The sequence below is a fragment of the Devosia sp. MDV22-iso42 genome (genome assembly GCF_058629155.1).
In genome coordinates, this window is record NZ_JBZVWR010000006.1 from 213,782 (window position 1) to 237,163 (window position 23,382).

Sequence of the window (23,382 nt, forward strand, 5' to 3'; positions counted from 1 at the left end):
CACAAGGAAGACAATGCTCGAATTTTTCGCCTGGCCCTTTGCGAATATCTACTGGCTGCTGACCTATGTGGTGCCGTTCCTGGCGGTGCTGACGGTGATCGTCTTCGTACACGAGATGGGCCACTATCTGGTGGCGCGCTGGAATGGCATCGCCATCCAGACCTTCTCCATCGGGTTCGGCCGCGAGGTGTTCGGCTGGAACGACAAGGCGGGGACGCGCTGGCGGCTGTCGGCCATCCCGCTGGGCGGCTATGTGCGCTTTGTCGGCGACATGGACGCTGCCAGCACGCCGGACAACGAGGCCATCGCCAATGCCGATCCCGCGCTGGCACCCAGGCTGTTTGCCAACAAGAATGTGTGGCAGCGCATCGCGGTTGTGGCGGCCGGGCCGGCGGCCAATGTCATTCTGACCTTCGTCATTCTCTATGCCCTGCTGCTGGGCTATGGCCGCTATACCATCCCCCCCGTGGTGGGTGAGGTCATTGCCGGCTCCCCCGCCGAGTCGGCCGGCATTGCGCCCGGCGACATCATCATCTCGGTGGACGGCTATGTCGTGCGCGGCTTCGAGGATTTCCAGCGGCTGGTGGCGACCAGCCCGGAGCGCGAGGTGACGGTGGTCCTTGATCGCGGCGGTGCCAGCGAGACCCTGGTGCTGTTGCCCGAGGCCACCGAGGTGGAAGACCGGTTCGGCAATATGCAGCGGATCGGTCGAATCGGGGTGAGCCGGGATGTCGAGCAGACCGATGTGACGTTGTACCGGCCCGGTCCGATCGAGGCGATCGGCATGACGACCGAGGAGATCCGCTTCATCGTGCAGCGCACCGGCGCCTTTCTGGGTGACTTTTTTGTCGGCCGCGGCGATGTCGAGCAGCTGGGCGGACCGATCAAGGTGGCCAAGGTTTCCGGGGAAGTTGCGACTCTGGGGATTATCGCACTCATAAATCTGACGGCTCTGCTCTCGCTAAATATCGGGATATTCAATCTTTTGCCGGTACCCATGCTCGACGGCGGCCACCTCATGTATTATCTGGTTGAAGCTGTGAGAGGGCGTCCGCTCAGCATGAAAGTTCAGGAGATCGGCTTCCGCATCGGATTTGCCCTCGTTCTGAGTCTCATGGTGTTTACGCTCTTTAATGATACGCTCTTTGCGCATCTCGGGATCCTGCGTTAACCCCAGGTTAACCTTGGTTTGTAAGGTGTTGCAGGAATACAAGAGCACCAAGCTTTTGCTAACCGCGACGAGGCTTACGCCTTGCCGTTGGTTAAAAAGGCGGTAAAACGGTGTAATGGAATTGGCTTGGGGGAGCGCTATGCATGGCGATTCCTTGGGCATGGTCGCAGAAGGCAATAATAATATGATCCACCCCACCAAGTTGATGCGCGGCGCGTTCCTGGCGCTGGCGATACTGGGCTCAGCTTCGCTCGCAGGTCCCGGCATCCCACTTGTTGGTGTTGCGACGGCCCAGGCCCAAGAGCAGCTGGTTGGCTCGGTTCTGTTCGAGGGCAATCGGCGTTTCACCGACAAGCAGCTGCTGGGCATGGTTGATGTGTCGACCTCCGGCATTTTCACCCAGGGCCGGCTGGCTTCCGACATCGAGAGCATCCGCCAGGCTTATGACGGCGAAGGATTCCTCGGCGTTTCGGTGACGTCGCGCACCGAGGCGCTGCCCGATGGCCGCGTTCGCGTGGTCTTCGTGGTCAATGAAGGCAATCGCGCGGGTATCGCGGCGATCAACTTCACGGGCAATAATTCACTGTCGGCCGGCAACCTCAAGGGCGCCATGCTGACCAAGGAAACCGGCTTCCTGAGCTGGTTGCTCAAGGACGACGGCTATGACGAGCGCAAGCTTGCGGTCGACCGCGAGCGCGTCCGCCTGTACTACGCCAATCGCGGCTATCCTGATGCGCAGGTGACCTCGGTGGGTGAGTATGATGCGGCCCGCAACGCCTACTTCGTCAACTTCACCATCAGTGAAGGCCAGAAGTACGAATTCTCCGACGTCGGCATCGAGACCAGCATTGCCGGTCTCAACACCGATGTGCTCAAGGGCACGGTCCAGACCGGCAAGGGCAGCCGCTATTCCGTCAGCGACCTGCAGTCGACCATCGAGGACATGTCCTACGAAGCGACGACGCAGGGCTACTCCTTCGCCGACGTCCGGGCTCGCCTGGATCGCGACGTTGCCAGCGGCACCTTCAAGGTCACCTATCTGGTCGATGAAGGCCCGCGGGTCTATGTCGAGCGCGTCAACATCACCGGCAATACCAAGACGCGTGATTTTGTGATCCGTCGTGAACTGGAGTTCGCTGAAGGCGACCCCTTCAATCGTGCACTGGTGGTTCGTGGTCGCAACAATATCGACGAGCTTGGCTTCTTCTCCGCCGTCAGCGTGACGACGGCAGCTGGCTCGGCTCCCGACAAGGTTGTGATCAACGTTGCCGTTACCGAAGACTCGACGGGCGAATATGGTGCGACGGCCGGTTACTCGACCTCCGATGGCATCCTGGGCGAACTCTCGCTGACGGAACGCAACTTCCTTGGCCGTGGCCAGTATCTGCGGGCTGCCGTGGGTGCATCGCAGGCCGGCCGGACGTTCGACTTCTCGTTCACCGAGCCGCGCTTCATGGGCCTCAAGGTTTCGGCCGGCGTGGACGCCTACCATCGCATCAATGAAGAGACGACGACCACGTTCTATGGTTCGCAGGCCACTGGCGGCCAGTTCCGCCTGGGCATCCCGCTGACCTCCGACCTGTCGGCCACGGTGTTTGCCGGCGGTGAGCACAAGGTCATCAAGGACAATGCAGACAATCCCGCCTACCGTTCCTCGCTGGTGGTTGACGGTCAGGAATTCAACAAGGCGTTTGTTGGCTATACCCTGACCTGGAATGGCGTCGATGATGTCAAGAAGCCAACCGAGGGTCTCTATGCGACCTTCACCCAGCAGTATATCGGCTGGGATCACAACCTGATCAAGTCGGAAGCCCGTGCCCGTTATTTCGTGCCCGTGCTGGAAGATGCCGGTCTGGTGGCGAGCCTGAAGGGTCAGGCTGGCGTGATCAACGACATGAGCGGCAATGGCGTGCATGCGGTTGAGGCGTTCAATCCAGGCACCTCGCTGATCCGTGGCTTTGAAAGCCGTGGCCTCGGGCCGCGCCTGAATAGCGGCGAATATCTCGGCGCCACCATGTATGCCGGTATCTCGGCCGAACTGAGCTTCCCGATCCCGGCCCTGCCGGAGAGCTACGGGCTGAGCGGTGCGCTCTGGGCCGATGCGGCCTGGGTTGATGGTCTGCCGCGTACCGGTACGGGCGCTGCGCCTGCCTCGGGTGTCAGCGGCGCCAGCCAGGATACCCCATGGCGGACCTCGATCGGCGCGTCGCTGATCTGGGATAGCCCGTTCGGTCCGCTGCGTGGTGACGTCGCTCATGTGCTGAGCAAGTCGTCTGCCGATCGTACGCAGGTCTTCCAGCTGTCGCTGCAGACTCTGCTCTAGCCAAAAATGGCGTAAAACAGTTCATTGAGCCGCGGGGCGGTAGCGCCGCGGCTCAATGCTTTTAAGTGACATCATGGTCGATATTCGTTTTCATCGCTTCGCTGGCCCAGCCACAGTGGGCACCATCCTGACCGCGCTTGGGCGCGGCGACCTGTTGGCTGGCCTGGCCGATCCTGACTTCGTCATTGCCGGTGTCACCGATCTGGACACGGCCGGACCCGGCGACCTGGTGCTGGCTGCCCATGCCAGTTACACCGACGCGCTGCGGGCAACGGCCGCGGGCCTGGTGATCGTGCTGCCGGCGCTGCTGGAGGCCGTGCCTGAGGGCAGCCTGGCGCTGGTCAGCGACAAGCCCCATCATCTGTTTGCCGACTTCCTCGACTACATCTATCCGGCCAGCACCCGCAGCGTCATTGCCGGCGGGCGTGACGATCTGGGCGAGCCGGTGCTGGAAGAAGACGTGCTGCTTGGCGCCAATGTCGTGCTCGGGCAGGGCGTCGAGATCGGGCGCGGCACGCTGATCGGCGCCAATAGCGTGATCGGGGCCGGGGTGACCATCGGGCGAAACACCACCATTGCCGCCAATTGCACCATTGATTGCGCCCATATCGGCAATGAGGTGGTGATCCATTCCGGCACCCGCATCGGTACCGAGGGCTTTGGCTGGCTCGATTTCGGCGTTTCCAACCGGAAATTGCCGCAGCTGGGCCGCGTGCTGATCCAGAACAAGGTGGAAATCGGCGCCAATTCGACGGTTGATCGCGGCGCCCTGGGCGACACGATGATCGGGGAAGGCACCAAGATCGACAACCTCGTGCAAATCGGCCACAACTGCCGGATCGGCCGCAATTGCCTGATCGCGGCGATGAGTGGCCTGTCGGGTTCGACGGTGCTCGGCGATGGCGTGCTGTTGGGCGGCGGGGTTGGCACCTCCGGTCACCTGAGCATTGGCGCCGGTTCGGTCGTGCATGGGCGGGCTGCCGTGACCAAGGACTGGCCGGAAGGCTCCAAGCTGGCGGGCGCTCCCGCTCAGGACATCGGCGATTTCTGGCGTGAACTCGCCACCATGCGTAAACTTTCCAAAGGGGTAAAGCGGGGATGACCGAGAGCACCGAGCTCACTGCGATGAGCATTGCCGAGATCCTCATCAGCCTGCCGCATCGCTATCCGTTCCTGATGATTGACAAGATCATCAAGATCGATGGCGACACGTCGGCGGTCGGGGTGAAGAATGTCACCTTCAATGAGCCGATCTTTCAGGGGCATTTTCCCGGCAATCCGATCTTTCCCGGCGTGCTGATCATCGAGGGCATGGCCCAGACAGCCGGCGCCATTGTCATCAAACACGATTCCGGCACGGGCAAGAAAAACATCGTGCTGATGCTGGGCGTCGACAAGGCCAAGTTCCGCAAGCCGGCGGGACCGGGCGATGTCATCGAATTCCATATCGCCAAGATCCAGCGCCGGCGCAATGTCGGCCGCTACAAGGCGGAAGCCAAGGTTGACGGCGTGGTCATCGCGGAAGCCGAAATCACGGCGATGATCGTCGAGGCAAGTTCGTGAGCACGGCATTCGTGCATCCGACGGCGATCGTCAGCCCCGGCGCGCAGCTGGGTGCGGGCGTCAAGATCGGCCCGTTCTGCATCGTGGGCGAGCATGTGGTGCTGGGCGACAATGTCGAGCTGGTGTCGCATGCCACGGTTGGCGGGCATACCAATGTGGGCGCGGGCACGCGCATCTTCCCGTTTGCCTCGGTTGGCCTCGAGCCGCAGGACCTCAAATATCATGGCGAGGCGTCGCGCCTGGAAATCGGCACCAATTGCATCATCCGCGAGTCGGTGACGATCAATCCGGGCACCGAGGGCGGCGGCATGCTGACCCGCATCGGCAATGACTGCCTGCTGATGGCCTGCGCGCATGTCGCCCATGATTCGATCATCGGCAACAAGGTGATCATGGCCAATTATGTCGGCATCGCCGGCCATTGCCAGATCGGCGACAATGTCATTTTCGGCGGCAGCAGCGTGGTGCACCAGTTTACCCGCGTCGGGGCGCATGCCTTTGTCGGCGCGCATTCGATGATCGATGGCGATCTCATTCCCTTCGGCATGGCCGTGGGTAATCGGGCGGCGCTGACCGGGCTCAACCTGGTCGGGCTGAAGCGGCGCAAGTTCGATCGCGAGGCGATCTACCGCCTGCGCGCGGCCTATCGGCAGATCTTTTCCAATGAGGGCACGCTGCGCGAGCGAGTCGAGGATGCCGCCGATCTGTTCAAGGACGATGCGCTGGTGCAGGAGGTGGTTGCCTTCATCATGGCCGCGTCCGACCGGCCGATTCTGACTCCGCGCAACGGCCCAGCCGCTGAGTGATGGCCAAGGTGGCGGGCCGGCTGACGATCTTTGCCGGCACCGGGGCGCTGGTGCCGCATGTGGTCGAGGCGGCTCTGGCCGCTGGCTACAAGGTGCAGGTGCTGACCCTGGCGCCGCGCGAAGCCATTGCCGGCGTCAAAATGGGCAGCGTCGATCTCGATAACCCGCTGGGCATCATCTGGTCGCTCAAGGTGTTCCGCACCAGCCATATCATCATGGCCGGCGGCATTGACCTGCCCGACAAGGCGCGGGCCGGGCTGATCCGCTTTGCCAATGGCAATGCGGCGCCGGGCGAGGGCGTGGCTGAGACGCCGATCGGCGATGCAGCCCTGGCGGCTTTGGCCAAGGTGCTCAAGAAGATGGCCGGGGCCGACCTCGTGGGCGTGCATGAGCTGTCGCCCGACCTGCTGGCCGGCGAGGGCGCCCTTGCCGGACCTGGTTTTGACGATGCCGCCGCCGCCGCCTTTGCGCTCGAAACGGCGCGGGCCATCGGGGCGCTCGATATCGGGCAGGCGGCGGTCGTCTCGGGGCGGCGGATCATTGCCGTCGAGGATATCGGCGGCACCGATGCGCTGATCGACCGGGTGGGGGCGCTGCGGGCGCGCGGCTCGACCGGCACCGGATCGGCGCCGCTGATCCTGGCCAAGGCAAGGCAGCCGCAGCAATCGGGCTTTGTCGATCTGCCCTCGATCGGGCCGCAGACCGTGGAGCGCTGCGCCGCTGCCGGGATTTCGGTGATCGCCGTCGAAGCCGGGCAGAGCCTGGTGCTGCAGCGGCCCGCCCTGGTGGAAGCCGCGGCAAGGCTTGGCATTTCCGTCATCGGCATGAGGCTTGACCATGACTAGTCCGCTCAAGCTGTTCATCCTGGCCGGGGAGCCGTCGGGCGACCGCATCGCGGCAGACCTCGTGGCGCGGCTGCGGCAGCGTGTCACTCTGAGCCTGAGCGGCGTGGGTGGCGACGAGCTGGTCGCCCAGGGGCTGGAATCGCTCTATCCGATGGGCGACCTGTCGGTGATGGGCATCAGCGATGTGCTCAAGCGCCTGCCGCTGCTGCTGTGGCGGGTGGAGCAGACTGCCCGCGCCATTCGTGCCGGCCGGCCCGATATCGTGGTCCTGGTGGACGCGCAGGACTTTTCCAAGCTGGTCGCCAAGCGCCTCAAGGCGCATGGCCATGTGGGGCCGGTCATCCTTTATGGCGCGCCAACCGTCTGGGCGCGGGCGCCCGAGCGTGCCGCCAAGCTCACGCCGCTGTTTGACGAAGTGCTGGCGGTGCTGCCCTTCGAGCCGGCGGTGATGGCAAAGCTGGGCGGACCGCCAACAAGCTATGTCGGCCATCCGGCGCTGGCCGAGGTGCTGGAACGCACCGCGCCGGTCGAGCGCGGCCCGCTGATCCTGCTGCCCGGCAGCCGGGATGGCGAATTGCGGCGGCACCTGCCGCTGTTCAGAAAAGTCGTCGCCGCGCTGGCCGACCACCCAGCCATCGATGGCGTGGTCGTTCCAACCTTGCCGGCCTTGGCATCACGCATCGAGGCTGCCGTGGCCGACTGGGAGGTGCCGGTCAGCGTGGTGTCGGCGCGGGCCGAGCGGCGGGCGCTCTATGGCAGGGCCGTGGTCGCCCTGTCGGTGGCCGGGACGGCCACGCTGGAGTTGGCGCTGGCGCGGCTGCCCATGGTGGTCAGCTATGTGATGGACAGCCATCAGGCGCGGGTATTCGACAAGATCGGGCGACCGGTGGTGTCGCTGCCCAATATCATCCTGGGCCGACCCCAGGTCACCGAACTGGTGCAGGCGCAGCCTGACGCCGGGGCCATGGTAGGCAGCCTGCTCGAGCTGCTGGACAACAAAAAAGCCCGCCAGGACCAGATTGCGGCCTTTGGCGAGCTTGCGCAGCTGATGGAGAGCGGCACCGCAGAGGCGCCACGCCAGGACCCGGCTGACCGGGTCCTGAGTCACTGGACCGGCGCCTAGCGCCCGTCGAGAGCCTTGTAGTCGCGGGCCGGCGCGCCGTTGTAGAGCTGACGCGGACGGCCGATCTTCTTTTGCGGATCGCCGATCATTTCCTTCCACTGGGAAATCCAGCCGACGGTACGAGCCACCGAGAACAGCACGGTGAACATCGAGGTCGGGAAGCCGATCGCCTCGAGGATGATGCCCGAGTAGAAGTCGACGTTCGGATAGAGCTTGCGCTCGATGAAGTAGGGGTCCTCGAGCGCGATCTTTTCGAGCTCCTGGGCCACCTGCAGCGTCGGGTTGTTGTGCACGCCCAGCAGGTCGAGGACCTCCTTGGCGGTCTTCTGCATCACCGTGGCGCGCGGATCGAAGTTCTTGTAGACGCGATGGCCAAAGCCCATGAGCTTGAACGGGTCGCTCTTGTCCTTGGCCCGGGCGATGAACTCGGGAATGCGATCGACGGTGCCGATCTGCTTGAGCATGTTGAGCGCCGCTTCATTGGCGCCGCCATGGGCGGGGCCCCAGAGGCAGGCCACGCCGGCCGCGATGCAGGCGAAGGGATTGGCGTCGGACGAACCGGCCAGGCGGACGGTCGAGGTCGAGGCGTTCTGCTCGTGATCGGCATGCAGGGTGAAGATCAGGTCCATCGCCTTGGCGATGGTGGGGTTCACCACGTAGTTTTCGGCCGGGACCGAGAAGCACATATGCAGGAAGTTCGACGCGTAATCGAGATCGTTGCGCGGATAGACGAAGGGCTGGCCGACCGAATATTTATAGGCCATGGCCGCGATCGTGGGCATCTTGGCGATCATGCGGATCGAGGCGATCTCGCGCTGCTGCGGATCGGTGATGTCGGTGGAGTCATGGTAGAAGGCGGCCATGGCGCCGACCACGCCGGTCATGATGGCCATGGGATGGGCATCGCGGCGGAAGCCACGATAAAAATAGTGCATCTGCTCGTGCACCATGGTGTGGCGCGTGACCAGCTCGTCGAACTCGGCCAGTTCCTTCTTGCCGGGCAGTTCGCCATAGAGCAGCAAGTAGCAGACTTCGATATAGGAGCTTTTTTCCGAGAGCTGGTCGATCGGGTAGCCGCGATAGAGCAGTTCGCCCTTGTCGCCATCGATATAGGTGATGGCGCTGTCGCAGGCCGCCGTCGAGGTGAAACCCGGATCGTAGGTGAACAGCCCGGTCTTGGCATAGAGGGTGCGAATGTCGATCACATCCGGGCCAACGGTGCCCGACAGAACGGGAAATTCGTGGGTGATGTCCCCGATGACGAGTTTGGCGACTTTATCGGTCATTTAGCTCTCCTCGAAGGCCCCGGAACCCCGGTTGGAAGGGGATTTCGGCAGGGTCGGGGCCGTGTATGTGGCAGTCACATATATATTCGGACAGGTATCAGCTTTTACCGGCCTGAGGCAACTGATGGGTAAGCAAGGCTTACCCTGCTAATAGCACTAGACAGCGCTGATTTGATCCTCAAGACGCGCCATGGATTCATCGCGGCCGATCAGCACCATGACTTCGAAAATGCCGGGCGACACGGTGCGTCCGGTGAGGGCGGCCCGCAGCGGCTGGGCGAGCTTGCCCAGCTTGAGGCCCTTGGCTTCGGCCAGCACGCGCATGGCCGCGTCGATGGCCGGCACCGACCAATCGTTGAGACCGCGCAGCACCTCAGCCATGTCAGCCAGCACGGCACGGGAATCGGCAGTCAGCAGGGCCGATGCCGCCGCATCAATAGCAAGCGGACGTGTCGCATAGATGAACTGGGCCAGGTCGATCAGTTCCAGCACGGTCTTGGCGCGGGGCTGCAGCTCGGGCAGGGCGCTGAGGACCGTCGCCTTGTTGGCAGAAAGCCCCTCGACGTCGACCTGGCGGCCGACTTCGGCAGCGGTGGCCAGCATCACGTCATAGAGGTAATCCGGCTTGGCCTCGCGGATATAGTGGCCGTTAATGTTCTCGAGCTTGACGAAGTCGAAGCGCGCTGCGCCCTTGTTGAGCGCGTCGAGGCTGAACCATTCGACCATCTGCTCGGTGGAGAAGAATTCGTCGTCGCCATGGCTCCAGCCGAGGCGCGCCAGGTAATTGCGCAGGGCCTCGGGCAGGTAGCCGAGCTGGCGATAGGCCTCGACGCCCAGGGCACCATGGCGCTTGGAGAGCTTGGCGCCATCGGGGCCGTGGATCAGCGGGATATGGGCCATTTCTGGCACCGGCCAGCCCATGGCATTGTAGATGATGATCTGGCGGGCGGCATTGGTCAGGTGATCGTCGCCGCGGATGATGTGGGTGACGCCCATGTCATGGTCGTCGACGACCACGGCATGCATATAGGTGGGCGTGCCGTCCGAGCGCATGATGATGAAATCGTCGAGGTTTTCGGCCTTGAAGACGACCTTGCCCTGGACGTGATCATTGACGACGATGTCGCCGCTCAGCGGCGCCTTGATGCGGATCACCGGATCGACGCCAGCAGGGGCTTCGCTGGGGTCGCGATCGCGCCAATAGCCATTGTAGCGCGGCGGCTTGCCGGCGGCACGGGCCTCTTCGCGCATCTGGTCGAGCTCGGCGGGCGAGCTGTAGCAGTAATAGGCGTGGCCGATGGCGACCAGCTCGCGGGCGATCTCGGCATGGCGTGGGGCGCGGGCGAACTGGCTGATCGGTTCGCCATCCCAGTCGAGACCAAGCCACTTGAGGCCATCGATGAGCGCCACAACGGCTGCGTCGGTCGAGCGTTCGCGGTCGGTATCCTCGATGCGCAGCAGCATCTTGCCGCCCTGGTTCTTGGCAAAAGCCCAGCTGAACAAGGCGGTACGGGCACCGCCGATATGCAGGTAACCAGTGGGCGAGGGGGCGAAACGGGTGACGACCTGGGACATGAGACCGGAGTGCTTGGAGAGATTGAGAGCCGTGTGTAGCATAGAGGGGCACGAGCGCAAGGGCGGGGGCAGAGCCGGTGCAACAGGGCGAAATACTGGAGCGGCAAACCGGCGTGGTCGAGGCCTCGACAGTGCCCGCTCCCATTGTCGCCGAGGCGACGCTGGCACGCCGCCCCGCCGCCAAACCAGCTTTGCACACCGCCATTGTCGCGGCAATTGCAGCCGATGTCGCGGGGCGGCGGCTGTTCGTACTGCTGCCCTTTGGCATGATCGCCGGGCTGATCGTCTATGCGGGCCTGCCAGCCGAGCCGGAGGCCTGGGCACTGGCAGGTATTGGCGCGGTGCTGACGGCGCTATGGCTGGCGCTGTACCAGTCGGCGCGGCGGCCGCTGGTGGGCCTGCTGGTGGCCTGCTGGGCGGGGTTCTGCCTGTTGCCGCTGCATGGGTTCTCGTTCGGCACGCCGATGCTGGTCTATCCGGCTTATGGGACATTCGAGGGCAGGGTCGAGGAGATCGTCTCGGCGACCGAGGAAGCACGGCGGGTGATTGTGTCGGACTTCGTGCCCGTGGGCGATAGCCGGCCGGTGCCCATGGCGCGGGCGCGGCTGGTGGTGCCACCGGCACCGGCATTGGCGCCGGGCGATAGAATCCGCGGCCAGATGCGGTTCACCCCGGTGCCGGGGCCGGTGCTGCCGGGGAGTTTTGACGGGCAGTTTCATGGCTATTTTGCCGGCGTGGGCGCCTATGGCACGGTCACCGGCGGCTTTGCGCGGATCGCCGAGGGCGCCGCACTGGACGGCAATCGCGGCGTGGAACAATTGCGCATGGCCATTGGCAGCCGGATCGCGGCGCAGTTGGAGGGCGCCGCGGCGGCCATCGGCCGGGCCATGGTGGTGGGTGACCAGAGCGGCATCTCCGACGAGACGCGCGAGGTGATGGCGGCGTCCGGCCTGGCGCATATTTATTCGATTTCAGGCCTGCACCTGTCGATCGTGGCAGGCGGGGTGTTCTGGCTGCTGCGCTGGCTGCTGGCGTCCATTCCCGCCACGGCCAACCGCTGGCCGGTCAAAAAGCTCGCTGCCATGGTCGGTCTCCTGGCCGCCGGCGGATACATGTTGCTGGCGGGCGGGCTGGCCAATGTGCCGGCCTTGCGCTCGGCGATCATGCTGGGGCTGATCTTTGGCGCGGTGCTGGCCGGGCGGCGGGCGCTGACCATGCGCAATGTGGCGCTGGCGGCTTTGGCCATCGTGGTGATCGATCCGGCCAGCGTGTTCCGCGCCAGCTTCCAGCTGTCCTTTGCCGCCGTGGTGGCGCTGATCGGCATCTATGAGCTGCCGCGGGCTGCGCCGGTGACCGATCGCGCCTGGCCGGCGCGGCTGGGCGGCGCCGTGTGGACCACGGCGGTGACCAGCCTGATTGCCGGGACGGCGACGCTGCTGTTTTCGGCCTATCATTTCCAGCAGACCGCGCCTTTGGGCGTGCTCGGCAATGTGCTGGCTTTGCCCTTGGTCAGCCTGGTCATCATGCCGTTTGGCGTGCTCTCGGTGCTGGCCATGCCGCTGGGAATCGATGCGCCTTTCGTGGCCGTGCTGGGTTGGGGCATCGAGCGCATGGTGGATGTCGCCGCGCTGGTGGCCGCCTGGAGCCAAGGCCTGACCGGTAACCCTTTGCTGACGCATTGGGCGCTGTTGATCGGGCTGGCGGCTTTGGCCTGGTTTGCCTTTTTCAGCACGCGTTGGCGCCTGCTCGGGCCGCTGCTGGCGGTGCCGCTGGTGCTCTTGGTCGGTTTCGAGCCGCGGCCCGACGTGCTGATTGCCGATACGACCCAGGCCGTGGTGGTGCGCGGGGAGACGGGCATGGCGCTGGTGACCGGGCGGACGGGCAGCTTTGCCGTCGATGTCTGGAGCGAGCATTATCAGGAGGAGATCGCCGCGGCATTTCCCGGTATGCGCTGCGACAGCCTCGGCTGCCTGGCGCGGACGCCGGCGTTTTCCATCGCGGTAATCAAAAATGCCGCGGCTTTTGCCGAGGACTGCGGCAACCATGACCTGGTGATCACCCGGCTAAGGGCGCCGCAGACCTGCACAGGTAGTCAGGTGATCGACGGCGACGACCTCAAGGCCGGCGGCGTGCACTGGCTGAAATGGGACAAGGCGGCGGCGCGGTTCGAGATCCGCACCGCCGTTGTCCATCTCAACCGGCTGTGGCGAGTCGCGCTATGGTGACACCGGCGGCGGGCAGGTCGGCCGAGCCCAGCACATAGCCGGTCTCGTCGCTGGCCGGGGTCAGTGTCGCTGCGCTGGCATTGTAGTTGACGTAGATACGCAGGCCATCGCGGGTGCGGCAGCGGATGCCGGCGGGCAGCGACAGGGTGGGCAGGTCGGCCTCGGCGATCAGGTAGTCGACGACGCGGTGCACCAGCGCCTTGGAGCCGCTGCCACCCAGGTAAAACAGCTTGCCCTGGTTGACCAGTACCGGCCAGCCGTCGCCATCCTCGATGACGACATTGGCTTTGGTCTCGATACGCTCGCGCCAGTGATGCACGGCGCCGCTGCCCTTGACCTCCACCTCAATGCTGGGATCAAGCGTCTCGACGCGGATGACCTTGAGGTCGAGCAGATTGCTCGGCAGGTCGGGCGCCAGGCGGCTTGGAATGGAGAAATTTTCGGTCTTGGAACCCGAGCGCGGGCCGATCAGCAGGTGGCCGTCGAACTCGGCAATGGCGCTGCGCAGGGCGTCGTTCCAGGCGAACAGCGCTGGGATGGCGACAATGGCATAGCCGGCAAAGCTGGTGGTGCTGGGCGGCAGGATATCGACATCAAGGCCATGGCGGCGGAAGGCAGCGTAGAGCGCCCGGACATGGGCGGCGTGGCTGAAGCCCTGGGCTTGCGGCTGGACTTCCCAGGCCCATTCGCTCTGATAGTCAAAGACCAGGGCGACGCTGCCCTTGGTGGCGGGGCCGGTAATGCCGACAGCCTTGAGTTCCTCGGCAACCTGGCTGGCCTCGTGATAGGCCGGCGCCGGCTCGCTGTCGGGCCGCAGCAGGCCGGCATGCATTTGCTCCTGGGCGAAGGGGGCCTGGCGCCAGCGGAAATAGGACACGACCTCGGCGCCATGGGCAAAGGCTTCCCAGGCCCAGAGCCGGGCCATGCCCGGCAGGGGATCGGGATTGAACTGGGCCCAGTTCACCGGGCCGGGCTGCTGCTCCATGATCCACCAGCGGCCATGGCCGACGGTGCGGTAGAGATCATGGTGGAAGGCGGCATTGTCCGGCTCACCCTGGCGCATATATTGGCGCTTGACCTCTTCTGGCTCGGTGCTGACGGCCAGGTGGCCGAGCGGATAGCTGTCCCAGCTGGCAATATCGAGCGTTTCGGCGAGGTCGTAATGGTCGAAATCGGTGGTTCGGCTCATGAAATTGTGGATCACCGGCAGATCGGGGCGCTTGGCCTTGAGGATGTCGTACTGCACCTTGTTGAAGGCGGCGACCTGGTCGGAGGCATAGCGACGGAAGTCCAGATCATGGGCCGGGGCGGGTTCGCAGACGAGGAGATTGGGCAGCTCGACCTGGTCGAAGCGGTTATATTCCATCGACCAGAAGACATTGCCCCAGGCGGTGTTGAGCGCGTCCACCGTACCGTATTTGGCGGCCAGCCAGTGCTGGAAACCGGCTTTGGCGGCAGGTGAGTAGGAATATGTGGTGCCGTGGCAGCCATATTCATTGTCGGTCTGCCAGCCGGCCAAAGCCGGGTGATCGCCAATGGCATCGGCCAAGAGGCGGGTGATGCGGCCGGCCTCCTCGCGATAGCCGAGATGGGAGAAATCGTAATGCCGGCGTGAACCAAAGCCCTTCTGCCGGCCCTGGGCGTCAACGGCGAGCATGTCGGGATGCCGATCGACCATCCAGCGCGGCGGCGTGGCGGTCGGGGTGCCAAAGATCACCTTGAGGCCATGCTTGCCCAGTACGTCCATGGCGCGGATCAGCCAATCAAAGTGCAGATCACCCGGGGTCGGCTCGAAGCGCGACCAGGCGAATTCGCCGATACGGACAAAAGTGATGCCCACCGCAGCCATGCGCGCGGCGTCGCTTTCCCAGACCTCTTCGGACCAGTGTTCGGGATAGTAGCAGACGCCCAGGGTCGGGTTGATCATGGCAGCAATCTCAGAGTTGGATGGGGGTTTCAGCCAGACCGGCCACGTCGACATCGATGGCGAAGAGACCGCCGGCGACCTTTTCGGCGGCGAGCTGGTCGGCACTCAGGTTCTTGGCGGCGCTGGTGATGAACAGCGTCTTGAGGTCGGGGCCGCCAAAGGCAGGGCAGGTGACCTGGCTGACCGGCACTTCAATGATGCGGTCAATCGAGCCGTCGGGCGCGTGGCGGACGACGCAGGAGCCGCCCCATTTGGCGTTCCACAGATAGCCTTCGCTGTCGATCACGGCGCCATCGGGATAGCCGCGGCCCTCCGAGACATCGGCAAACAGCGTCCAGTCGCCAATGGGCATGCCGGTGGCCGGGTCGGTGGCGACCTGCATGATCTTCTTGGTCGGCGTGTCGGCCCAGTAGGCAATGGTACCATCGGGCGAGAAGCAGGTGGCATTGGGAATGGCAATGCCGGATTTGAGCGTGGTCAGCGTGCCGGCGCGATAGTGGTAGACGGCGCCGATCGCGGCGTCGTCGCCGCTCTTGTCCATGGTGCCGATCCAGAAGGCGCCCGAGGGATGCACGCGGCTGTCATTGGTGCGGGTCGCACTATTGCTGGCCTCGATGCCGACGATCGGGGCGATGCCGCCAGTGGCCAGTTCAAAGCCCTTGAGGCCGGTCTCGGTTGCCAGGACCAGGGTATCGTCATCGACGATGGCGGCCGCGGCGACGATCTCGTTGAACAGCCACTGATTGGTGATCTCGCCGGCGGCGGTCACCGCGAACAGCGTCTCGTTGTTGATGTCGAAAAAGAACAATTCCTGCCGGCCGGGATGCCAGAGCGGGCCTTCGCCCAGGGAACACTGGCTGTCGAGGATGAGCTTGGCGGTCTGGGTCATGCCGGGGCTCCCGCATCATAGGCGGCGACCGCAGCGACGGCGCGTTCGCCGATCTGGGCAGCATCCATGCCGGGCTTGTAGATATAGGAACCCAGGCCAAAGCCGGTGCAGCCGGCGGCGAAGTATTCGGTGAAATTGTCGGGGGCAGCGCCGCCCACGGCGTAAAGCGGAATTTCGGGGGGCAGCACGGCCTTCATCGCCTTGATGCCCTTGGGACCGAGCACTTCGGCGGGGAAGAACTTGAGCCCGGTTGCGCCGGCCTTGATGGCGCGGAAGGCATCGGTGGGGGTGAAGACGCCGGGGAAGGACAGCATCTGCAGGCGGATGGTTTCCTCGATCACCTGCTTGTTGGTGTCGGGCGAGACGACGAAGGTGCCGCCGGCTTCAGAGACGGCCCAGACCTGCTTCTTGCTCAGCACGGTGCCTGCGCCGATGGTGGCCGCGTCGCCCAGGGCATTGGAGGCCATGGCGATGCTGATCAGGGCGTCGGGCGAGTTGAGCGGCACCTCGATCATGGTGATGCCGGCGTCGATCAGCGCCTGGCAGGCGGCGATGGTTTCGCTGGGGGTGATGCCGCGCAGGATGGCGATGAGGTGACGGTGTTCCATGAAAGGCTCCTAAGCGGCGTAACTGCGGGCGGCCTTGAGGCCGGCCAGGACAATAGCGGTCGAATCGTAGGGTAGCCCGGTGGCGCCGATCATCTCGAGCACCTGGGCATAGAGGGCGCAGAGCGCACTGGCGCCGATCAAGGGCACAACCTGCTGGCCGATGAGATCACGGTTGCTGCCGATCTCGGTGCCGATCAACAGGCCCGAGAGATAGCCGGCGCACCAGTCGGGCTGGCGGTCGGACAGCAGCGCGCCGGCGCGCACCTGAAACAGCGTGCCGAGCAGCTTTTCAGGGTGGTCGAGCCCAGTCCGTGCGCCCAGGGCAAAGCCGTCGGCGCGGCCGGGACCGTCAAGGTCGCCAGCCAGCGAATGGCGCAGCACCGAATGGATGCGCAGCACCTCGTAGAGTTCTCCGGTCATGGCGGTGGAGAAGCTCTCGATGTGGGTGGCGGTGAGCTGGGCCCATTTGGAATGGGTGCCCGGCATGCAGACCATGCCGGAAAAGCCGGGCTGGGTTGCAGCCAGGCCGAGCAACTGGGTTTCCTCGCCGCGCATGACATTGTCGGCGCCGGCCTTCTGGCAGACGCCAGGGAGGATGGCGGGGGCGAGGCGGCTATCGGGCATGTCGGGGCGCACGGCGCTGGCCAGCAGGGCCCGCAGGTCGGTGGGCGCGACCAGATAGGGGGCCTCGAGCCAGCCCTGGCGTGCGCCGGCCATGCCGCAGATCAGCACATCGATTGGGCCGCCGCGCGCGCCCTTGACGTCCTCGAGCAGCGCGTTCAGGGCGGCGGGAAACTGCTCACGTGTCAGCCGGCCCATGCCCTTGTCCGAATGGCGCTCCAGCGCCACGCTGCCATCGGCGGCGATGCCCCAGGCACGCAGGTTGGAGGTGCCCCAGTCGACGGCCACCCAGTCTACGATATCGGTCACGAAAAGCTCCCCGTCGGCCAATTTTGGCGCGACCCTAATGGCTGAAGGCGGTTTCAGCCAGACCGAATTTCGTTGCCGGTCCGGGCTGAGGATGCCTGAACCGGTGCCATGGGGTCTCCTCGTCGGGTAAGGCCGGATAGGCGTTCCGACAGATTCGCCATGCGATGATTCCGGCATGGCGCAAAAGTATGATTTTTCTGTCGAAAGCCATTCACAGCGCCGCCAGCCATGTTAGAACGATGCAAACCTGCGGCATTGTTCGCGCCGTCGGGAGCAGCAAGGAAAGCACAACATGACGGCAGGTAACGGCGGTTCAGCGCCCAGCAAACTGCGCTCGCGCGCCTGGTTCGACAATCCGGAGAACCCGGACATGACGGCGCTCTATCTCGAGCGCTACATGAATTTCGGCGTGTCGCGCGAAGAGCTGCAGTCGGGCAAGCCGATCATCGGCATCGCCCAGACCGGCTCGGATCTCAGCCCCTGCAACCGTCACCATATCGTGCTGGCCGAGCGCGTGCGCGAAGGCATCCGCGAAGCGGGTGGCATTGCTATCGAATTCCCGGTGCATCCGATCCAGGAAACCGGCAAGCGCCCGACCGCCGGCCTCGACCGCAACCTAGCCTATCTGGGTCTGGTCGAAGTGCTCTATGGCTATCCACTCGACGGCGTGGTGCTGACCATTGGCTGCGACAAGACCACCCCGGCCATGCTGATGGGGGCGGCGACGGTGAATATTCCGGCAATTGCCCTGTCGGTCGGCCCCATGCTCAACGGCTGGCACAAGGGCGAGCGCACCGGCTCGGGCACCATTGTGTGGAAGGCGCGCCAGATGATGGCGGCCGGCGAAATCGACTATGCCCAGTTTATCGAGCTGGTGGCGTCCTCGGCGCCCTCGACCGGATATTGCAACACCATGGGCACGGCTTCGACCATGAACTCGCTGGCCGAGTCGCTGGGCATGCAGCTGCCCGGCTCGGCCGCAATTCCGGCGCCCTATCGCGACCGCCAGGAAATGGCCTATCGCACCGGCAAGCGCATCGTCGACATGGTGCATGAGGACCTCAAGCCCTCCGACATCCTGACCAAGGACAATTTCATCAACACCATCGTGGTCAATTCGGCCATTGGCGGCTCGACCAATGCGCCGATCCATATCCAGGCCATCGCCAAGCATATCGGGGTCGAGCTCGAACTGCAGGATTTCCAGACCTATGGCCACAAGGTGCCGCTGCTGGTGAACCTGCAGCCGGCCGGCGAATATCTGGGCGAAGACTATTACCATGCCGGCGGCGTGCCGGCGGTGGTCAACGAGTTGATGAGTCAGGGCCTGATCCGCGAGAACGCCCCCACCGTCAACGGCAAGACCATTGGCGAGAATTGCCGCAACACCACGATCCAGGACGACAAGGTCATCCGCCACTTCGACAACCCGCTCAAGACCGAGGCCGGGTTCCTGGTGCTGCGCGGCAACATGTTCGACAATGCCATCATGAAGACCAGCGTGATCTCGACCGAGTTCCGCGACCGCTACCTCAACAATCCGGCCAGCCCGGGCGCGTTCGAGGGCAAGGCGGTGGTGTTCGACGGGCCGGAGGATTATCACCACCGGATCGACGATCCTTCGCTCGAGATCGATGAAAACACCCTGCTGTTCATGCGCGGCGCCGGCCCGATCGGCTATCCCGGCGCGGCCGAAGTGGTCAATATGCGGCCGCCGAACTACCTGATCAAGAAGGGCATCACGGCTTTGGCCTGCATCGGCGATGGCCGCCAGTCGGGCACGTCGGGGTCGCCCTCGATCCTCAATGCCTCGCCCGAAGCGGCAGCAGGCGGCAACCTGGCTATCCTGCGCACGGGCGACCGGGTGCGGATCGATCTCAATACCGGTCAGGCCAATATACTGATCTCGGACGAGGAGATCGCGACGCGCCGGGCGGATCTGGAATCCACGGGCGGCTACAAGTTCCCCAAGAGCCAGACCCCGTGGCAGGAAATCCAGCGCGGCATTGTCGGCCAGCTGGGCGAGGGCGCCATCCTGCGCCCGGCCGAAAAGTATCAGCGCATTGCCCAGACCAACGGCATTCCGCGCGACAACCACTAGCTCGCTGCATCCCGCTTAGAAAGGCTCGCCACCCGGCGGGCCTTTTTTATTGAGCGGCTGTCGAAGTCGGCGGCCGATTCTCGTCGTCTCGGGCAGAAGGGTCTGAATCGCAAGCCTGAGCAGGGCGGTGGGGCAACAGGGGAGAACGGGATGCTGCTCAAGAACAAAACGGCCATTGTCTATGGCGGTAGCGGCGCGGTTGGTGGCGCGGTGGCTAGGGCCTATGCGCGGGAGGGCGCCCATGTGGTGCTTGCGGCGCGCCAGCCGCAGCCGCTGGAGCCCGTGGCGGATGAAATCAGGGCGCTTGGCGGCAGCGCCGAGGTGACGGTCGTGGATGCGCGCGATCCGGACTCGATCCGCCAGCATCTGGCCGAGGTTTCCGGACGGATCGGGCCGATCAAGATCATGTTCAACGGCATATTCTGGGGTGACGTGCAGGGCAGTCATATGTCGGCACTGGGCTATGATGCCGTCATGACGCCGATCCTGGGAGGCATGACCACCTGGTTCCATACCGGAACCATCCTGGCGCGCCACATGGCCGACAATGGCGGCGGAGTGATCGTGGGGATCACCGCCAATGTGGGACGTGTGACCAGCGCCAATGTGGGTGGCTTCGGGATCGCCTGTGCGGCTGTCGAGAATTTCCTGCGCCAGCTAGGACAGGAAACCGGTCAGCAAGGCGTCCGCGTGTGCTGGGTTCGCTCGCCGGGATCGCCGGATGCCCCCGGGGTGCGCGACATCTGGATGCAGCATGCGGAGGCCGTCGGCAAGACATTTGAGCAACTGGCGCAGGAGTGGGGCAGCGGGGTCCCTCTGGGCCGTGTTACCGCTCTGGCGCAGGTGGCCGACGCGGTGGTGCTGCTCTCGAGCGATCTGGCGGCCGGCATGACTGCGACCTTCGCCAATGCCACCGGCGGGGCCCTGATCGACTAGGGGACGCCATCCGTCCTGAGGGAGCGCCATAAGCAAGGAGGAGCAGATGCAGACTGAACCCATCATCGTCACCCGGCCGGAACAGGCCTTTGCCGCCATGGTATTGCGGCTCAGCCAGCCGGAAATTGCGGCTGTGGCGCCACCGCTGATCGACGACGTCATCGCCTGGGTAAAGGCGCAGGGCGGCAGGACGGCCGGACCGCCCTTCTTCAACTATGTGAACTTCTATCCCGACGGCACCATGGACATGCAGGCCGGCATGCCGACCACAACCCTGCTCAAGCCCGAGGGCAGGGTAAGCACCGGCATGCTGCCGGGCGGCCGGTTTGCCTCGCTGACCGCGACGGTGCCCTATCATGAGCTGCACGCGGCCAATATGGCGCTGCATGAATGGACGGTGGCCAGGGGCCTGCGGCTGGACGGTGTCGAGGCGGGCAATGGCTTTGTCGACGCCAATCGCCTCGAAATTTACCACAAGGATCCCGGCGAGGACCCGTCAGGTCACCCCGTTACCGAGATCGCCTTCAGGCTGGCGCCCTAGCGTCGATGGCGTGCCAGTTGCCGCTGTGAAGCAGGGCCTGGGCCAGGCGTTCTTCATAGTCTGCACGCGATATCTCGACGCCGCCCAGCGAGGCCAGGTGATCAGTGAGGAACTGGGTGTCGAGCAGGACGAAGCCGCCAGCGCGGAGGCGCTCGACCAGGTGTGCCATCGCCATCTTGCTGGCATTGGTGCGGCGATGGAACATGGATTCGCCGAAGAAGGCGCCGCCAATGGCGAGGCCATACAGCCCGCCGACGAGGTCGGGCCCATCCCAGACCTCCACGGTATGGGCAATGCCGCGGGCGAAGAGTTCGCCATAGACGGACCGGATGGTGCGGTTGATCCAGGTGCTATCGCGATCGGCGCCCACCGTGGCGCAGGCCTCGATCACGGCTGGGAAATCGGTATCGACCTTGACGGCAAAGCCGGACTTGCGGATCGCCTTGCGCAGGCTGGCCGAGAGGTGAAAGCCATCGAGCGGGATGATGCCGCGCTGTTCGGGGCTGACCCAGAAGAGGTTTTCGTCTTCGGCATCCTCGGACATCGGGAAAATGCCGGCCTGATAGGCGCGCACGATCAGTTCAGGGGTGATCTCGAGGTCGAAGGGATCCTGCCGTCGGGCCATGGCGTACACCTTGCATGCAAAAGCAAAGGGGCGCAGTGCGCCCCTTTATGGATCAAGCCTTGTTCTCGGCCAGGTATTTTTCCAGCCAGTGGATGTCGTAATCGCCCGAGAGAATTTCCGGCTCCTTGATCAGGCGCTGGAACAGCGGCAGCGTGGTCTTGATGCCGTCGATGACGAACTCATCGATGGCGCGACGCAAGCGCTGCAGGCATTCGTCACGGGTGCGGCCATAGACGATGAGCTTGCCGATCAGCGAGTCATAATAGGGCGGGATCTTGTAGCCCTGGTAGACCGCCGAATCGACGCGGATGCCGACGCCGCCGGCCGGGTGATAGAAGGTGATCGTGCCAGGCGAGGGCGCGAAGGTCTGCGGGTCCTCGGCATTGATGCGCACTTCGATGGCATGGCCGGTAAAGGTCACATCACTCTGGGCCATGGACAGCTTTTCGCCGGAGGCGACGCGGATCTGCTCATAGACGATGTCGATGCCGGTAATGCGCTCGGTGACCGGGTGCTCGACCTGCAGGCGGGTATTCATCTCGATGAAGTAGAACTTGCCGTCCTCGTAGAGGAATTCCACCGTGCCGGCGCCGGAATAGCCCAGCTTGCGCATGGCCACGGCGCAGATTTCGCCGATCCTGTCGCGCTCGTCCGGGCTGATGGTGGGGCCACCGGCCTCTTCCCAGACCTTCTGGTTGCGGCGCTGCAGCGAGCAGTCGCGAACGCCCAGATGCACCGCATTGCCCTGACCGTCGCCCAGCACCTGGACTTCGATATGGCGCGGCTTGCCGAGGTATTTTTCCATATAGACGGCGCCGTTGCCGAAGGCCGCCTGGGCCTCGGCGCGGGCGGTCGACCAGGCGACCAGCACGTCTTCTTCCGAGGTCGCCAGCTTCATGCCGCGGCCACCGCCACCGGCGGTTGCCTTGATCAGCACGGGATAGCCGATCTCCCTGGCGATCTTGATGGCATCCTTTTCCGTATCCACCGAACCGGCCGAGCCGGGGACGACGGGAATGCCCAGTTCGACCGCGGTTTTCTTGGCCGTGATCTTGTCGCCCATGATGTCGATATGGTGCGAGGAGGGACCGATGAAGGTCACCTTGTGCTCGGTCAGGATCTTGGCGAAGCGGGCGTTTTCCGACAGGAAGCCATAGCCGGGATGCACGGCGTCAGCGCCGGTGATCTCGATGGCGGCCATGATCGAGGGAATGTTGAGGTAGCTATCCTTGGCCGCCGGCGGCCCGATGCAGACGCTCTCGTCGGCCAGGCGCACATGCATGGCATTGGCGTCGGCCGTGGAGTGCACCGCCACGGTCTGGATGCCGAGCTCCTTGCAGGCGCGCAGGATGCGCAGAGCGATTTCGCCGCGATTGGCGATCAGGACCTTCTGGAACATGGGGTTCCCCTTACTCGATGACGACGAGAGGCTCGCCGTATTCCACCGGCTGGGCATCCTGGACCAGGATGCGCGTCACGGTGCCCGAGCGATGTGCGGGGATCTGATTCATGGTCTTCATGGCTTCGATGATCAGCAGCGTCTGGCCCTCGGTGACCTTGGCGCCGACTTCGATGAAGGCTGACTTGCCCGGCTCGGGCGAGCGATAGGCGGTGCCCACCATGGGGGAGGTCAGCGTGCCGGGATTGGACGCCAGGTCTTCGGCAGCGGCAGGGGCGGCGGCCGGAACCGAGCCGGCTGGCGCGATCGAGGTCGGGGCCGCGTGCTGGGGCGCCGGCATATAGTGCTGGGGCGCCGCGTAGGTCACGGCCTCGTTGGGATAGGAGCGGGTGACGCGGACCCGGAAATCCTCCTGCTCGATTTCGATCTCGGCGAGATCTTCCTTGTTGAGCAGCTCGGCGATGGCACGGATCAGATCCTGATCCACTTGCGATGACTTGGTCATTCTT

Annotated in this window: 20 protein-coding genes; 11 read left to right on the forward strand and 9 right to left on the reverse strand. The window is 64.4% G+C overall.

Features of this window, described 5'->3' with window-relative positions; translation table 11 throughout:
• Positions 1 to 13: 13 nt before the first annotated feature.
• The 7 genes from rseP to AC4NN3_RS02780 all read left to right on the forward strand — a co-directional run bounded on the left by rseP (position 14) and on the right by AC4NN3_RS02780 (position 7,831).
• On the forward strand, positions 14 to 1,171 hold the full coding sequence (rseP, locus tag AC4NN3_RS02750) for an RIP metalloprotease RseP (RefSeq protein ID WP_491925589.1): 1,158 nt from the start codon (positions 14 to 16) through the stop codon (positions 1,169 to 1,171).
• Positions 1,172 to 1,355: 184 nt separating this feature from the next.
• Positions 1,356 to 3,494 (forward strand): outer membrane protein assembly factor BamA, encoded by a 2,139-nt coding sequence (gene bamA, locus AC4NN3_RS02755; RefSeq protein ID WP_491925590.1) that lies wholly within the window; start codon positions 1,356 to 1,358, stop codon positions 3,492 to 3,494.
• Positions 3,495 to 3,567: 73 nt separating this feature from the next.
• Entirely contained in the window at positions 3,568 to 4,596 is a 1,029-nt protein-coding gene (gene lpxD / locus AC4NN3_RS02760) for a UDP-3-O-(3-hydroxymyristoyl)glucosamine N-acyltransferase (protein WP_491925591.1), read from the forward strand.
• A complete protein-coding gene (gene fabZ, locus AC4NN3_RS02765) occupies positions 4,593 to 5,057 on the forward strand; it encodes a 3-hydroxyacyl-ACP dehydratase FabZ (RefSeq protein ID WP_491925592.1) in 465 nt (154 codons plus the stop codon). Before lpxD ends, fabZ begins: the two co-directional genes overlap by 4 nt.
• On the forward strand, positions 5,054 to 5,863 hold the full coding sequence (lpxA, locus tag AC4NN3_RS02770) for an acyl-ACP--UDP-N-acetylglucosamine O-acyltransferase (RefSeq protein WP_491925593.1): 810 nt from the start codon (positions 5,054 to 5,056) through the stop codon (positions 5,861 to 5,863). The genes fabZ and lpxA overlap by 4 nt, the downstream gene beginning before the upstream one ends.
• Positions 5,863 to 6,708: a UDP-2,3-diacylglucosamine diphosphatase LpxI domain-containing protein gene (gene lpxI, locus AC4NN3_RS02775; protein WP_491925594.1), complete on the forward strand. Its 846-nt coding sequence runs from the start codon at positions 5,863 to 5,865 to the stop codon at positions 6,706 to 6,708. The genes lpxA and lpxI overlap by 1 nt, the downstream gene beginning before the upstream one ends.
• Positions 6,701 to 7,831, forward strand: coding sequence for a lipid-A-disaccharide synthase (locus AC4NN3_RS02780; RefSeq protein ID WP_491925595.1), 1,131 nt, complete (start codon positions 6,701 to 6,703; stop codon positions 7,829 to 7,831). Before lpxI ends, AC4NN3_RS02780 begins: the two co-directional genes overlap by 8 nt.
• On the opposite strand, the gene gltA is transcribed toward AC4NN3_RS02780, so the two are convergent.
• Together gltA and gltX are read right to left on the reverse strand one after the other, a co-directional pair.
• Entirely contained in the window at positions 7,828 to 9,117 is a 1,290-nt protein-coding gene (gene gltA, locus AC4NN3_RS02785) for a citrate synthase (protein WP_491925596.1), read from the reverse strand. The genes AC4NN3_RS02780 and gltA overlap by 4 nt on opposite strands.
• Before the next feature lie 156 nt (positions 9,118 to 9,273).
• The gene (gene gltX, locus AC4NN3_RS02790; RefSeq protein WP_491925597.1) at positions 9,274 to 10,692 is read right to left on the reverse strand and encodes a glutamate--tRNA ligase; all 1,419 of its coding nucleotides are present in this window, start codon (positions 10,690 to 10,692) and stop codon (positions 9,274 to 9,276) included.
• Positions 10,693 to 10,769: 77 nt separating this feature from the next.
• Here gltX and AC4NN3_RS02795 point away from each other — a divergent pair, with 77 nt between their 5' ends.
• Positions 10,770 to 12,917: a ComEC/Rec2 family competence protein gene (locus AC4NN3_RS02795; protein WP_491925598.1), complete on the forward strand. Its 2,148-nt coding sequence runs from the start codon at positions 10,770 to 10,772 to the stop codon at positions 12,915 to 12,917.
• Here the strand turns inward: AC4NN3_RS02795 and AC4NN3_RS02800 are convergent.
• The 4 genes from AC4NN3_RS02800 to AC4NN3_RS02815 are packed head-to-tail and all read right to left on the reverse strand — an operon-like array spanning position 12,886 to position 17,271.
• On the reverse strand, positions 12,886 to 14,844 hold the full coding sequence (locus tag AC4NN3_RS02800; RefSeq protein ID WP_491925599.1) for a beta-galactosidase: 1,959 nt from the start codon (positions 14,842 to 14,844) through the stop codon (positions 12,886 to 12,888). The two genes, AC4NN3_RS02795 and AC4NN3_RS02800, sit on opposite strands and share 32 nt — an antisense overlap.
• A 10-nt stretch (positions 14,845 to 14,854) precedes the next feature.
• Positions 14,855 to 15,733, reverse strand: coding sequence for an SMP-30/gluconolactonase/LRE family protein (locus tag AC4NN3_RS02805; protein ID WP_491925600.1), 879 nt, complete (start codon positions 15,731 to 15,733; stop codon positions 14,855 to 14,857).
• The gene (locus AC4NN3_RS02810) at positions 15,730 to 16,341 is read right to left on the reverse strand and encodes a 2-dehydro-3-deoxy-6-phosphogalactonate aldolase (protein ID WP_491925601.1); all 612 of its coding nucleotides are present in this window, start codon (positions 16,339 to 16,341) and stop codon (positions 15,730 to 15,732) included. The genes AC4NN3_RS02805 and AC4NN3_RS02810 overlap by 4 nt, the downstream gene beginning before the upstream one ends.
• Positions 16,342 to 16,350: 9 nt before the next feature.
• Positions 16,351 to 17,271, reverse strand: coding sequence for a 2-dehydro-3-deoxygalactonokinase (locus tag AC4NN3_RS02815; RefSeq protein WP_491925602.1), 921 nt, complete (start codon positions 17,269 to 17,271; stop codon positions 16,351 to 16,353).
• Between the two features lie 292 nt (positions 17,272 to 17,563).
• Between AC4NN3_RS02815 and AC4NN3_RS02820 the strand changes: the two genes are divergently transcribed.
• The 3 genes from AC4NN3_RS02820 (at position 17,564) to AC4NN3_RS02830 (ending at position 20,849) form a co-directional block, all read left to right on the forward strand.
• Complete coding sequence (locus AC4NN3_RS02820) at positions 17,564 to 19,372, forward strand: IlvD/Edd family dehydratase (RefSeq protein WP_491925603.1); 1,809 nt, start codon at positions 17,564 to 17,566, stop codon at positions 19,370 to 19,372.
• Between the two features lie 150 nt (positions 19,373 to 19,522).
• A complete protein-coding gene (locus tag AC4NN3_RS02825; RefSeq protein ID WP_491925604.1) occupies positions 19,523 to 20,308 on the forward strand; it encodes an SDR family NAD(P)-dependent oxidoreductase in 786 nt (261 codons plus the stop codon).
• 46 nt (positions 20,309 to 20,354) lie between these two features.
• On the forward strand, positions 20,355 to 20,849 hold the full coding sequence (locus AC4NN3_RS02830) for a GyrI-like domain-containing protein (protein WP_491925605.1): 495 nt from the start codon (positions 20,355 to 20,357) through the stop codon (positions 20,847 to 20,849).
• Here AC4NN3_RS02830 and aat read toward each other — a convergent pair.
• From aat to accB, 3 genes are read right to left on the reverse strand one after another with little or no spacing between them, the layout of a single operon-like run.
• Positions 20,833 to 21,474 (reverse strand): leucyl/phenylalanyl-tRNA--protein transferase, encoded by a 642-nt coding sequence (gene aat / locus AC4NN3_RS02835; protein ID WP_491925606.1) that lies wholly within the window; start codon positions 21,472 to 21,474, stop codon positions 20,833 to 20,835. The two genes, AC4NN3_RS02830 and aat, sit on opposite strands and share 17 nt — an antisense overlap.
• 52 nt (positions 21,475 to 21,526) lie before the next feature.
• Positions 21,527 to 22,873, reverse strand: a complete 1,347-nt coding sequence (accC, locus tag AC4NN3_RS02840) for an acetyl-CoA carboxylase biotin carboxylase subunit (RefSeq protein WP_491925607.1) — start codon at positions 22,871 to 22,873, stop codon at positions 21,527 to 21,529.
• Positions 22,874 to 22,883: 10 nt separating this feature from the next.
• The gene (gene accB / locus AC4NN3_RS02845) at positions 22,884 to 23,378 is read right to left on the reverse strand and encodes an acetyl-CoA carboxylase biotin carboxyl carrier protein (protein WP_491925608.1); all 495 of its coding nucleotides are present in this window, start codon (positions 23,376 to 23,378) and stop codon (positions 22,884 to 22,886) included.
• Between the last annotated feature and the right edge of the window lie 4 nt (positions 23,379 to 23,382).

Coding starts and splice junctions, on each gene's coding strand:
- rseP (WP_491925589.1), top strand. CDS start 14: ATGCTCGAATTTTTCGCCTGGCCCTTTGCGAATATCTACTGGCTGCTG.
- bamA (WP_491925590.1), top strand. CDS start 1,356: ATGATCCACCCCACCAAGTTGATGCGCGGCGCGTTCCTGGCGCTGGCG.
- lpxD (WP_491925591.1), top strand. CDS start 3,568: ATGGTCGATATTCGTTTTCATCGCTTCGCTGGCCCAGCCACAGTGGGC.
- fabZ (WP_491925592.1), top strand. CDS start 4,593: ATGACCGAGAGCACCGAGCTCACTGCGATGAGCATTGCCGAGATCCTC.
- lpxI (WP_491925594.1), top strand. CDS start 5,863: ATGGCCAAGGTGGCGGGCCGGCTGACGATCTTTGCCGGCACCGGGGCG.
- AC4NN3_RS02780 (WP_491925595.1), top strand. CDS start 6,701: ATGACTAGTCCGCTCAAGCTGTTCATCCTGGCCGGGGAGCCGTCGGGC.
- gltA (WP_491925596.1), bottom strand. CDS start 9,117: ATGACCGATAAAGTCGCCAAACTCGTCATCGGGGACATCACCCACGAA.
- gltX (WP_491925597.1), bottom strand. CDS start 10,692: ATGTCCCAGGTCGTCACCCGTTTCGCCCCCTCGCCCACTGGTTACCTG.
- AC4NN3_RS02800 (WP_491925599.1), bottom strand. CDS start 14,844: ATGATCAACCCGACCCTGGGCGTCTGCTACTATCCCGAACACTGGTCC.
- AC4NN3_RS02805 (WP_491925600.1), bottom strand. CDS start 15,733: ATGACCCAGACCGCCAAGCTCATCCTCGACAGCCAGTGTTCCCTGGGC.
- AC4NN3_RS02810 (WP_491925601.1), bottom strand. CDS start 16,341: ATGGAACACCGTCACCTCATCGCCATCCTGCGCGGCATCACCCCCAGC.
- AC4NN3_RS02820 (WP_491925603.1), top strand. CDS start 17,564: ATGACGGCAGGTAACGGCGGTTCAGCGCCCAGCAAACTGCGCTCGCGC.
- AC4NN3_RS02825 (WP_491925604.1), top strand. CDS start 19,523: ATGCTGCTCAAGAACAAAACGGCCATTGTCTATGGCGGTAGCGGCGCG.
- AC4NN3_RS02830 (WP_491925605.1), top strand. CDS start 20,355: ATGCAGACTGAACCCATCATCGTCACCCGGCCGGAACAGGCCTTTGCC.
- aat (WP_491925606.1), bottom strand. CDS start 21,474: ATGGCCCGACGGCAGGATCCCTTCGACCTCGAGATCACCCCTGAACTG.
- accC (WP_491925607.1), bottom strand. CDS start 22,873: ATGTTCCAGAAGGTCCTGATCGCCAATCGCGGCGAAATCGCTCTGCGC.
- accB (WP_491925608.1), bottom strand. CDS start 23,378: ATGACCAAGTCATCGCAAGTGGATCAGGATCTGATCCGTGCCATCGCC.